This is a genomic window from Paenibacillus kribbensis (assembly GCF_002240415.1).
Lineage (GTDB): Bacteria > Bacillota > Bacilli > Paenibacillales > Paenibacillaceae > Paenibacillus > Paenibacillus kribbensis.
In genome coordinates, this window is the sequence record NZ_CP020028.1 from 182,503 (window position 1) to 194,430 (window position 11,928).

The 11,928-nt window shown below is 43.6% G+C and carries 8 protein-coding genes; 7 read left to right on the top strand and 1 reads right to left on the bottom strand.

Translation table 11 applies throughout. The features are described 5' to 3' along the window. Positions 1-174: 174 nt before the first annotated feature. The 4 genes from B4V02_RS00790 to B4V02_RS00805 all read left to right on the top strand — a co-directional run bounded on the left by B4V02_RS00790 (position 175) and on the right by B4V02_RS00805 (position 5,319). Positions 175-1,806, top strand: coding sequence for a response regulator transcription factor (locus B4V02_RS00790; RefSeq protein ID WP_094153417.1), 1,632 nt, complete (start codon positions 175-177; stop codon positions 1,804-1,806). Beyond that, positions 1,803-3,566 carry a sensor histidine kinase gene (locus B4V02_RS00795; RefSeq protein ID WP_094153418.1) on the top strand — a complete coding sequence of 588 codons (1,764 nt, stop codon included), beginning with the start codon at positions 1,803-1,805 and terminating at the stop codon, positions 3,564-3,566. The genes B4V02_RS00790 and B4V02_RS00795 overlap by 4 nt, the downstream gene beginning before the upstream one ends. Before the next feature lie 213 nt (positions 3,567-3,779). Further along, the gene (locus tag B4V02_RS00800; protein WP_094153419.1) at positions 3,780-4,292 is read left to right on the top strand and encodes a hypothetical protein; all 513 of its coding nucleotides are present in this window, start codon (positions 3,780-3,782) and stop codon (positions 4,290-4,292) included. A 208-nt stretch (positions 4,293-4,500) separates the two neighbouring features. Next, positions 4,501-5,319 carry a hypothetical protein gene (locus B4V02_RS00805; RefSeq protein ID WP_094153420.1) on the top strand — a complete coding sequence of 273 codons (819 nt, stop codon included), beginning with the start codon at positions 4,501-4,503 and terminating at the stop codon, positions 5,317-5,319. 98 nt (positions 5,320-5,417) lie between these two features. On the opposite strand, the gene B4V02_RS00810 is transcribed toward B4V02_RS00805, so the two are convergent. Then, positions 5,418-5,870 (bottom strand): AbrB/MazE/SpoVT family DNA-binding domain-containing protein, encoded by a 453-nt coding sequence (locus tag B4V02_RS00810; RefSeq protein WP_094153421.1) that lies wholly within the window; start codon positions 5,868-5,870, stop codon positions 5,418-5,420. Positions 5,871-6,089: 219 nt separating this feature from the next. Here B4V02_RS00810 and B4V02_RS00815 point away from each other — a divergent pair, with 219 nt between their 5' ends. The 3 genes from B4V02_RS00815 to B4V02_RS00825 all read left to right on the top strand — a co-directional run bounded on the left by B4V02_RS00815 (position 6,090) and on the right by B4V02_RS00825 (position 11,916). After that, positions 6,090-7,475, top strand: coding sequence for a helix-turn-helix transcriptional regulator (locus B4V02_RS00815; protein WP_094153422.1), 1,386 nt, complete (start codon positions 6,090-6,092; stop codon positions 7,473-7,475). 219 nt (positions 7,476-7,694) lie between these two features. After that, positions 7,695-7,868: an aspartyl-phosphate phosphatase Spo0E family protein gene (locus B4V02_RS00820; protein WP_094153423.1), complete on the top strand. Its 174-nt coding sequence runs from the start codon at positions 7,695-7,697 to the stop codon at positions 7,866-7,868. A gap of 805 nt (positions 7,869-8,673) precedes the next feature. After that, the gene (locus B4V02_RS00825) at positions 8,674-11,916 is read left to right on the top strand and encodes a hypothetical protein (protein WP_094153424.1); all 3,243 of its coding nucleotides are present in this window, start codon (positions 8,674-8,676) and stop codon (positions 11,914-11,916) included. Positions 11,917-11,928 lie beyond the last annotated feature (12 nt).

The window sequence follows — 11,928 nt, forward strand, 5'->3', positions numbered from 1 at the left end:
CAGGTGTTTCTTAAGAGGTTATTGAAGTCTATGAATTGGGAAAATGATAGGAGAAGAAGATAGGTGTAACAGCAATTACCAATTCTCGATGTTTCCACATTACCATATTACTAGAGACATTTGGAATAGTTAACCAAAATAAAATGATGATATATCGAAAGGAGGAAGCAGGTTATGAAGCTGCATCGAGCCATCGTGGTGGATGATGAGATATTCACCCGCAAAGGGCTGCTTCAAATTATGGACTGGGAAGCCTGTGGCTTTGAAATCGTGGGAGAAGCTGATAACGGTGAGGATGCGCTGGAGCTAATCGAAAATATCCACCCGGACCTGGTTATTACCGACATTCGTATGCCTGTGCTGGACGGATTAGAGCTGATTCACACTGTACTCGAACGGAGTACAGAACACCCTGCGTTTATTATCTTGACTGGCTACAGTGATTTTGCTTATGCGCAGCAGGCGCTTCGCTATGGAGTTCATGATTTTATGCTCAAGCCGATAGATGAGGGTGATTTTTCGGCTACGCTGCGCAAACTGGGTGAAAGGCTGCATCGTGAGCAGCAGAATGCACAGCTATATCAAAACCACCGCACAGGCGGGCTGTTAGAAACATTGATGATGAACAACGTGGATGATCGCGTGGTGACCCGTTGGGAAGAGCAGCTACGGCTTGGAGAAGCGGCACATATGTACTATGTACTCGTCGAGCTGAATGATCAACATCCATGGCGTGCCGGTGACGATGGCATCCTGTTGTCGCTTTTCCAATTCAGGGAGCTAATAGAGCAGGCGCTTCATCGTTTAATGGGCGGCAAGCACCCACTCTATGTCCATGAGCATCGTAACCGGATTGGACTCATCGTACCGGACTTCATTTTAAAGTGCTATGAAGCCAAGATAGGAATATTTATGAAAGCGCTACAACAGGAAATAGAGGGGATGAAGTCACTGAAGGATCAGGTGGCCAGCCGGGTCTTCATTTACGCAGGAAGTCCTGTGAACCGGCTGCAGGATATTCATCAGTCCTATGCCTGTGCGAAGGAAGCAGTGCTCCATAAATATATTCATAACCCTAGCGGTATGGTGGTATATGAGGAGGGAGGAATGCCTTCACTCCACTACCGGACCATTCATAAGGACGTACTGGATTGCTTGACGGAGCAAGTCGAGGAAATGCGGCTGGAAGAGCTGCGTGTGACCGTGGAGCATTTATTCAGCAGCTTTCGGGAGGAGTGCTATGCCCCTGAGGCTATGAAAATGAGTCTGCATCAATGCGTGCTCAGTATTGTACGAGTCATTCAAAACATGCAGGGAAATGAACACTCACTTCAGTCACTGGAACCGATGATGAACTGGCAGGATATGAACCTGTCACTGGGTGAACTAGAGCGGCTGTTTACGGCATTTGCCGAGGAAAGTGGAACATATATTGGAGTTCTGCGCAAGGAGCGTCAGCAGGGAGGCATTCAGCACATCCGTGCCTACATTGAGCAGCATGCCGCCGAGAATATCAGCCTTAAGAGTATTGCAGCCCGCTTTTACATGAATCCGGTTTATCTCGGCCAACTATTCAGAAAAACGTACGGCGTGTACTTTAACGAATTTCTGCTGAAGCTGCGTATTCAGGAAGCGAAGCGGCTGCTGCGACAGACGGATTTGCGCATTTATGAAATTGCCGAGCGTGTGGGCTTTGGCAGTTCCGACTATTTTGTCACCCAGTTTGAAAAGAGGGTGCATGCCACGCCAAGCGAATACCGCAACAGCCTGAACGTTGGAGACGGGTCAGAGAGGGCCAGCGAATGAAGCTGCTGCGTACAACATTTGATCATGTCCGGCTGCGGGATAAAATGCTGCTGCTTTATTTCCTCTGTGTGTTTGCGCCCGTAGTGCTGACCAATCTGATTTTTTACCACGTCACCTCGCAAAATGTAAAGGAACAGCGTATGCAGGATATTTCCCGTGCGCTGGAGCAGATCAAAGTTGAATTTTACCGTGAGTTTGAGGATGCGATGGAAATCTCGTCTATCTTTTATACCGATCATCAGCTTAATGAACTGTTGGAGCAAACGTATCCCCACCCCGCTGATTACATTGCTGCCTATGATTCTTATTTACGTCGTATGCTGAACAATACTTACAGTCCTGTATACCATTCTGTGGGTGGAATTACGATCTACACAGATAACTCGACGCTGTTGAATTCCGGGGGAATCAGCTTTATAGATGAGCGGGTCAAAAGCCTGCCCTGGTATGGCAAAATCCCGCCCGGACGGCAGTCCAAGCCTATATTTGTACGCACTGATGACGGTACGGGTGAACAGCTGCATCCCTTTAGCCTGATTCGGCGGATGAATTATTTCTATTCCCAAAATGGCCGCGAGAAAATACTGAAAATAGAGCTGCGGATGTCGTCCATCCGAGATATTTTCCATAATCTGAATTTGCAGGGTAGTCTCTTTCTGCTCAACGAACGGGGAGACATCGAATATACAACCGATTCCAAGATTAATATAAACGCTAAGGCTGTGGCTTATAATGAGCTCCAATTGCCCAAGGACACCATAGAATTCAAGACCCATTATGTGCTGACGAGTAATCTCAATGGCTGGAGCATTGTGGCTGTGGTATCGGGAGATGAAGTGCTGTATGGAATGCAGGAATCCCGCAATTTCGTACTGCTGCTAACCTGTATGAATATGCTGCTGCCTACCTTGATCATCGTCTGGATTACACGTTCGCTGAACGTGCGAATTCATCGTATTTTGAGGTATATGAAAAAGGTGAAAAACCAGCATTTTGAGCTGATTCCCGGTACAGAATCGCGCGATGAAATCGGACAGCTAACAGGTGAATTTAATCGGATGACGCTCAAAATAAAGCGACTGATTAACGATGTATATGTAGCGGATATCCGGCGAAAAAATGTGGAGATTCAGCGGAGACATGCCCAGCTTAATGCACTTCACAGCCAGATCAACCCGCATTTTCTGTTCAATGCACTGGAGACGATTCGTATGCGAAGTCTGATGAAGCATGAGGACGAGACCGCTCGCATCATTCATAACATGGCGCGGATTTTCCGCAAATCGCTGGTGTGGAACAAGGATAGGGTCACATTGCGGGAGGAACTGGAGCTGACCCGTTGTTTTCTGGAAATTCAGCAATACCGCTTTGGTGAGCGGATACGGTACGAAGTGCAGGCACGACCCGAAGATCTGGACTATCTGCTTCCCAAAATGGTTGTGCTGACGCTGGTTGAAAATGCAAGCATTCACGGCATTGAACCGCTAAAGCACGGGGGATGCATTGAGATTCATTTTGAGCATCAGGAGGAGCGGCTGCTGCTAACGGTTCGCGATAATGGAGTCGGCATGTCGGTGGAGCAGGTACAACGGCTGTACAGCTACATGCAAAGTCAGGAGGAAATGGGCGAGCGTATCGGCTTGCAGAATGTCATATACCGTCTGAAGCTTTATTACGGAAGCCGCTTTGAGCTTGCCATTCGCAGCGCACCCGGGGAGGGGACGGAGATTCGTATCATGATTCCCGCAGACTGGGAGTGAGCAATCTACTCACATACTTGCCTAAATATGTATACAACTTTTTTGGGAATTTCGTGTAAATATTGATATGTAAGTATATTTTTTATTCGATAGGAGGGGATAATATGAAAAAACATTAGCTGTAATATTGTTACTTCTTTTGTTGGAAATGTACAGACTATGGAATCTATTGGTACAATCAGTAGCAGTATAATTCAAAGGAGGAATAAATCTATGAAAAAGAACAAATTATTTTTTGTATCAGCCTTATCTATTAGTTTGCTAGGGGCAGTTGCCATACCAAGTGCGATTTTTGCAAGTTCAGATGTAAATGATTCTGCGAATGCATCCACTACGGTGACCCAAGATGCCAGTACAACAACTACTGGTGACCATGTAGTAACTCCTCAAAAGATCGGAAATACTTTCGGCAGTAGAGTACAAGGAGGTGCAACTGTCCAAAGTGCCTTTGAGGTTCCTAAAGGATATGGGCATGTTAAACTTACTCTGAAAAATAACTCTAGTTATCCAGTTAGGGTAAGTGTAACGCACAATGATTCAGGTAAAGAATACATCTCTGGAACAAGAATCTCACCTGGAAGTTCAATCACTTGGAGAAGTACTGATGAAGGTTACACAGATGGTTTGCGTTCGGGAAGCTACACCCTTCAATTCCGTGGTGGCGATTATAACGTTGATGCGGAATTCAATGGAATTGCCGGTTCACAGCCTGCAGATATCAGATAGCTTCGGAATTAATTTTAGGAGATAAGGACAACGGCTACTGCCACTGCCACTGCAACATGTACTTATACTGTTAAGTAAAAGCGACAAGCGGAGCAAAAAGGAAAGCTTCAGGCCATTTGGTCTGAAGCTTACTTCTATGTCAAAAGTATATAATATACGGAATTTTTGGCGTAATTCGGATTGATGTAATGCAAAGGATGAATAATCTATGAACAAGAACGAATTATTTCTTGCATCTGCCTTATCTATTAGTTTGCTGGGGGCTGTTGCTGTGCCGGGTGCGATCTTTGCAAGTTCAGATGTAACTAAATCAAGAGATGTTTTTAATGACACGTTCGATAGAAAGGACCCGCTATCACGCTTTGTATTAGATCATGGATACGGGCATCTTAAGATTTTTGTGAAAAACAGAGGTAATTCAACCATTACTTTTAGCCTAGTCCATACAGATAGTGGAAAACAATACATTACTAAGACAGTGGGCGCTGGTAAAGAGTTGCCCTGGAGTAGCTTAGATTCTTTTTCACAAGGGCTACGCTCAGGAAATTATGAAATACAATGGAGAGCTGGCGGCGACGTTGTGCATGTCACAGCATGGGGTGTGTCAGGAACTGATTCTGCAAATACCTCCACTATGGTGACCCAAAATGCTGGTACAACAACTACGGGTGACCGTGTCATAACTCCTCAGAAGAAGGGAAATTCTTTTAACTTCACTATAGGGGGAAGTGCAACTGCATCGGGTAGCTTCGAGGTTCCTAAGGGTTTTGGACATGTTAAGCTTCGCATCAGGAACTATGCTAATGCCCCAGTTGATTTTACTGTAGAGCACAACGATTCTGGTAAAGTGTATGTTGACGGTCAGACGGTCAGAAAAAACAGTGAAACGGTTTGGAGAAGTAATGATGTAGGATTTTCGGCCGGTTTGCGTTCTGGACGATATACCATTCAGTTCCGCGGTGGTTCAAACAAAGTTAATGTGGAAATATGGGGCGCGGCTGGTTCCCGGTCTTCGGACACAAGATAATAGCTGAACAAAACAATGGAGCTCTCAGTCCGATGAAGGTCTGGAGCTTCTTTGTTTTGTTTCTCAAGGTCATGTCGTAAGATCCAGACAGAACCAACCTATAGTAATTTTTTGATCTGAGATATTCGGCTTTGGGACACGCCAAGCCATTCGGCATATTCGCTCTGTTTGGCTTCTGGATGTTCACGCATTAGTTCCCGTAGACTTTTAAGCAATTGTAATGTAGGCCGATGGGCTTTGTGTTTTTTATACACAGGATTCTCCTTAACAGCAGGAACAGGAGTGGAAGTTACACCTACGTTTCCCTTCATGTTGAGTATACATTGCTTACATAATAGAGAGCCTTTGAAATAGCTTAAATCCTGGATCGCATTACACAGTTTACAGGAATTCCCGTTACTATACTTTTCCAAGCCTATAAAACCTGTCTCAATATCCGCATAAAATACTAAAAGTTCGTTAATTTCAATCCCCATATTGGCCCGGATTTCTATAGGGATAACAATCCTGCCTAACGAATCCAAGGAACGTGTCATACCTGTTCTCTTCAATGGATATCCTCCTAAATCAGAATTATAGAAAGAAACCGACCTAAATTCTCCGATATTCCTTGTATGCCTAAAATCTCCAAAGTTCCCCTTAAAAAGTATTTATTGTTGCGCTGAAAGGTGGTATATTGTAAACATACAAATATTCCATTATATAATATCTTTTACAAATATTATTTTGGATTAAGTTTGCACAATTTTACGTGAAGGGTGGTTTTACTCATGGAAGAAATCACACCTATGATTAGCACCGAAATTGGAAAATACCTAAAACAGAATCGCATAACTCTAACCGAGTTTGGTCACATCATTGATTTGAATGTAGGTACAGTTAGCGGCATCGTATCAGGCAATCGTTCTATATCTGTTAACCAGTTGGATCGCATTACTGCCGGGATGGGATTAACACCAGACCATTTTTATGAATGTTATATTGAAGAGTGCATTATGGAATCACCTCTGAATTGGCGGAAAATAAGCCCTTTTTTATATCGTTGTGTGGAGCTTGGTCGATTGGATTGCATCAAGCGGGTTGTGAGTCTGTTGTTAGATACTTCTGTCTACATCCCTTTACTTTTTGAAATGGCTGAGGACTTGTTCCCCAAAGGATACCCGGACGCGGCGGCTTACCTTTATGAAAGCGTGGCTGAGAGTGAAAGAAAGCAGCATTCAGAACGACTTGCTGTATGCCAGTATCGTCTGTTCAGCCTCCGGATCGGAAAAGATCAGGCTCACAATCTCCAAACGGCTGTCAGGTTTGAACCTTTTGTTGATCGTTTAGATGAAATTGACCAACTGGATGCCTTGAAAGACTTGGCCAACTTGTATAGATCATTAAGTATGTGGGATAAGGTCTATAAATTTTCATGTCAAATGTATAAATTAGGACAAATCCAGTACGATTTGGTTCATAATTCCAAGCGAAAAATAAAACTGGAAAAGAAACTTAGCGGGCCTCTTTTTGTATACATAGCCTACGCTGAACTGATGTGTGCACATGCTTGTGATGCAAATGGAGATCATGAACAGGCTTTCGAGCATATACGTGGCTATACTGATCTAAGCTGGGTTAAGGAAACTGATTCAGATACACTCCATTGGCTAGGTCAATTTCAGCAATGGTCCAAAATTAATACTTACGTAAACAGGCTTATGTCTGGAGATATTAGTGTTCTATCAGATTACGTTGAGCATATATTAGGCGAAAAACATATTTTTGCTGAACTTTTAAACGTCGTAGAAGTAGCTAATCGGTACGACATCGACATTGATCATATTCTTCAGCGTTTTGAACCCCAAATTGCAGCTTATCGAGATTCAGAGCACACAAATACATTAACAGAGCAGCAAGTTATACTCGAAGAAAATGTACGATTCTGGTATAAGTTAGCTAAGTACAACCTGAATAGAGGCAGATATTCATATGGTTTCAAATGTTTAATAGATGCTTTTGAACAAGCCATTACTCTTAAACATGCACTTCTTATTGCTAATTGTGTTGGTTTGTTTGAGCGTTTCAAAGCATATGCTGAACCTGGAATACTAGCTCGGTACAACATGTGGGAAAGAAATGATCGAAAAGACGGCTTTTCTATTTGTAGCGATTAGCTTTTTACTAGTATTTGCACTACCAGTCCTAACGAAACTCCAAGCTCAAGCACAATTCGAGTTCAAGAACGCGTTGGGACATTTTAGTCATTATCAAATTATTAGCATGGGCCAGCCACTTCGGCTGGTCTTTTTGTTTAACTCTTTTGGCTAAAAAACGTCCATAATGTAATTGTTCATTTACCCCTAAAATGAAAATAAATAGGGGGGTAATGAGATATGAGCATAGATGAATCCTTAACTAAACAGATGGAAAGTGCCAGACAACGATTGCATGATCTTTATGAAGAATATGGCCTCGGACATGCATGTGTACTTGAGCAATCTATGATTTTGGACGAACTCATTAATCAGTACAATCGTATGTACCAAACTAAGAAGTTACATCACTAGGTTCAGGCAGCCCCCCAATCCTTTTTATGCAAAACTACTACTCTTTCCATATAACGATCATAATTATGCTATAAAATGCCTTAGGTGATATGTATATACATTTTACCAAGTTAAATATTGTAAATAATGTGTATTTACTAAATCTATTCTATTCAAAAAGCCGGTACCATCACGCTTTACCACAAAGTTGCTCGCGGTGCTGGGTGGCTGAAAAAGTAGGGCACCAATCAGCGTTTCGCCCGGGAGGAGTATGCGAAACATACACCCGTTACGATAACGCTGTAGTGCGCGCAGGTGAAAATATTCAAATCCACTCACATACTTGCCTAAATATGTATACAACTTTTTGGGGATTTCATGTAAAAATTGATATGTCAGGATTTTGCATAATTCGATTCCAGTCGCTCTAAAGTGCAATATATAGACGAACTAGATCATTTCGATCTATATATTGTTCATTGAAAGTCGCTTATTGGATTTTTGCGAAATCCTCATGTAAGTCTATTTTTATTAGATAGGAGGAATAACATGAAGAAACATTAGCTGTAATATCGTTGCTTCTTTTGTATAAAATGTACAACCTATGGGATCTATTAGTTTGGTGGGGGCAGTTGCCATACCAAGTGCGATCTTTGCGGATTCAGATGTAACTGATTCTATGAATACTTCTACACCAGTAGGCTATGAAATGGTCAAAGAGCGCATGACAAAGAAACGGAACATGCAATTCTAGCTGTCCGGATCAACTGGAAATTGGCTTAAGATGAGCTTCTAAAATGATTATACGAGGAGGGTTAACAGTTAGATGCTTTGTAAAAAGGTAATGGTATGGTTTCTGACGGCAATTTTAGCGATGAACACCTTGCTGTGTCTGCCTGTTGTAGCAGGAGCAGAGGGACAGGATGCAAGGGACGGTATACAACATGGGCAAGCGGATATGGTACAGGAGAAAATGGGACTTTCTGAAGAGAAGATTCCTTTTAACCTGCCGACTTCTGCAACAAACAGCGTTTATAACGCACTGATGACGAGCTTGGCGGTGGTGAGTAACACGACGCTCGTCATTAATCCCGGAGAGACCTATGAATTTGAGAATATAGATACTGCTGGCAGATCAATAACCAGTAATGCATCAACAAAAAATGACATTTCTTATGACCTGGTCACTTATAAAGCAGATGGATCTATAAATGTAGCCTATCTGGATCATACTTCCACTTCAACTGTGGTTCCGGGAGGCGGTTCTTCTTTTATAACTGCTACTGGTGCAGGGCCCCTGGTCGTGTCGGTTAAGCCTCAATTTAACTACAGCACCTCCGAAAATCCGGCTTTGGAGCGCGTTACTGTCTTTAAGGACGAGAGTTATCGCATTGTAAATGAGGGGGTGGACAGCCGTTCCATTTTGCATAATGCTTCGACCGCGGACAAACGTCGTTTTGACTATGCAAAATATAAGGAAGATGGAGGTTTGGTTGTATCCGGTCTTAGCAGTATTGCTCACCCTACTTTGGGGGATGGTGAGGAACTGATTATTACAGGTTCCACTACAAACGCTGTGACCTTCGGATTTCCGTATGGCAAATACAGTATAGAAAACACCGGCGAGCCGGCTTATGCACGGGTTACCTTAAATCAAGGAGAAAGCTACCAGTTTATCAATGTGGGAACCCGATTGGACACGGTGGAAAGTGATGGTACTTCCAAGGATAAGCTTGATTACGTTGTGTATCTGGCAAACGGAACAGAGTCTTCACGCGGTAGTGGCACCTCGTCGAAGCCGCAGATTGGTGTGGACAGATACGCGGTAATTACTCAGGTCACTGCCAATCCGGTTACATACGGCGCTCCTTATCGTAACTTCATTGCCCGTCCTGTGGGCGGGGATGCGATCAGCCGCGTCGAGTTTGAGGCAGGCAAGAGCTACATTTTCCATAATAACGGCACGCTGCTGAATCCGATCTACAATAACTCCAGAAAGGCTGGGAATTTGTTCGATTATGTTATCTATAAGCCGGATGGAACGGTATATGCTTACGGTTTTAACAGTCAAGCAGGCCCTTTGATCCCGGCTTCGGGATATGCCATTGTGACTGTGATTGGCCCGAGTCCCATTATCTTCGACTATACGGACGATTTTTCCTGGGAACCGAGCAGTGAACCTGCATTTTTACGCGTAACACTGTCGAAGGGTGAAAGTTATGCTTATACGAATATTAGCGATCGTTTAAGGAATCTGCACAGCACCGCCAGAACCGTTAATGGCAAATTTGATGTGGTCCTGTATAAAGCGGATGGTACAGAGCAATCCAGGCGCAGCGATACAAGTACAGCCCCTCAGGTTGGTGCTGGAAAGAAAGCTCTTCTTACGGTAACAAGTGATACGCCGATCACTTTTGGTGGTATATATCGGAGCTTCCGTGCTCAAGGAGATGATGGTGACCCACTTCAGCAAACGACTTTGGAGCCGGGAGATTCATATATTTTCTGGAATCATGATAGCCAATCGAACACATTGCGGCGTGACAAAAGCAGTGGTAATGCACACTTTGATTCTGCCAGCTATCGAGGACTTCGTTTGCTTACATCAGATCATTTCAACAATACGGTAGATCCGGAGATTGTCGCGGGTGGTGAAGCGATTGTCACCAATGTATCCGATCGGTCAATCACTTTTAGGTACAGCAGTAAGATAGAGGCTATGCTCAACGCACAAGCTGCCTTCCACCGAATTACGTTGAAACGCGGAGAAACCCGGAAATTCATAAATGTAAGCACAATGGATAAGGCTTTGGATGTGATTTCGGTTAGCGGGATGAAATGGAATTATATGAATTATCGGTCAGATGGGACGGTGTACAGTCAGGCAAGTGATACGACTCAATTGCCGTTAGTACAAGCAGGAGGGTATGCCGTTGTCACAACAGTCTCAGATATGCCAGTGACCTATGGAGCTGTCTTAGGGATATTCGATGTTGAGGATGCCCAGGCACCAACAGACAGTCAGGTTACCATCAAGCAGGGAGAAAGCTATGTATTCCATAATACTGGTGCACAGGCTTCCTCATTGACAACAGATGCTGCACATGAAAGCCGGGTCTATGACTATGTTGTATATGGAACAGACAGCGGTGTGAATTCCAAGGTAGACGGAGCAGGTATGGGGGCTTCTTTACCTGAAATTTCGCTTGGAGCCGGGAAGACACTCATTATAACTGTCACTTCGCCACAAGCCGTGACCGTTCATTACAGCAATGAGATTAAAGCGGAGCCAGGCACAGAACCAGCATTATTAAAAACAACATTATCTGGCGGTAAGCAGGGAACATGGATCAATCGCGGAAGTCAGGAGGCCCCTGTCTTGACGAATGCAAAGACGGCTGGTGGAACGTATCAGTATACCGTTGCGGATCAGGCTGGAAAAGTGATTCGTGAACATAAAGAGGCGATAGATAATCTACAGCAAGTGCCAGGTAAAGCAAGTATTCGTCTTGCCGTAGCATCAGCTACGCCTGTTGTTACCTTTGGCGCGCCTTATCGTGTATTTGCTATGAAAAATAACGATGACAGCAAGCTTGACGAGCTAATTGAACTTATAGAAAAGGAAGCTGACTTTACGGTAGGTCAGCAAGGGAAATATCGGTTTACGCCCAAAGAAGACGGAATTTACCGTTTTGCGGTGTGGGAAAAATCCAACTATGCTGCGCAGCAGCCGATTGTAACCTTGTATACGGACCCTGATTTTAGTAATCAACTTGTTTCTTCAACAGAGCAAGCACAAATATATGGTTGGAATTACACGGTCTTAGAGTATGAGATGAAGGCAGGCCAAACCGTTTATGTGAAGCTGACAGAAACCAATAGTGGCGCATTACAAACCGTAATTAAGGCAGCACATATGGCGCTTGGTAAGGATACTTTATATGAATACGGAAAAGGAAACCGACTGAATAAAGTTATTTTTTCCACCGGAGATCAAATCGAACTGCATTATGATTTAAACGGAAACGTCAGTCTGCGACTGAAAAAGGTATTTCCATTTACAGAATAAAAGGAAACCTAT